This window comes from Dankookia rubra (assembly GCF_004355005.1).
GTDB lineage: Bacteria > Pseudomonadota > Alphaproteobacteria > Acetobacterales > Acetobacteraceae > Paracraurococcus > Paracraurococcus ruber_A.
In genome coordinates, this window is sequence record NZ_SMSJ01000354.1 from 1 (window position 1) to 483 (window position 483).

General features: G+C 71.2%; 1 protein-coding gene. It reads left to right on the plus strand.

The annotated features are described in order from the left end of the window. Nucleotides 1–483, plus strand: a 483-nt coding sequence (locus tag E2C06_RS36955; protein WP_206664862.1) for a helix-turn-helix domain-containing protein, incomplete at both ends; no start/stop codon positions are given.

Below are 483 nucleotides of genomic sequence, written 5' to 3' on the forward strand. Positions count from 1 at the left end.
GCGGCGCTCGGCGTCGGGGTGTCGCAACCTGTAGGCTCGCGCTGGTTTCGTGAAGCGGGCGGCATGCCACCGAAGATCCTTGGGCCATCGTCGAAGCCGCTGTCGGAGCGGTATTTGTCGCTGGCGGAGCGGGAAGAGATTGCACTGCTGCGAGCCCAGGGCTGTGGCGTGCGGGAAACGGCCCGGCGTCTGGGGCGGGCCGCCTCGACGATCTCGCGTGAACTGCGCCGCAATGCTGCGACACGCTGCGGCAACCTGGAGTACCGGGCGACGACGGCGCAGTGGCATGCCGAACGAGCGGCGCGTCATCCGAAGCCGGTGAAGCTGGCGGAGAGCCCGACCTTGCGGATGTATGTGCAGGACCGGCTGGCGGGCGACGTGGTCGGGCCAGGCGGGGCCAAGGTGCGGGGGCCATTGGTGCAGTGGAAGGGGCGGCGGCATGGGCCGCGGCAGCACCGGCGCTGGGGGAAGGCGTGGAGCCCC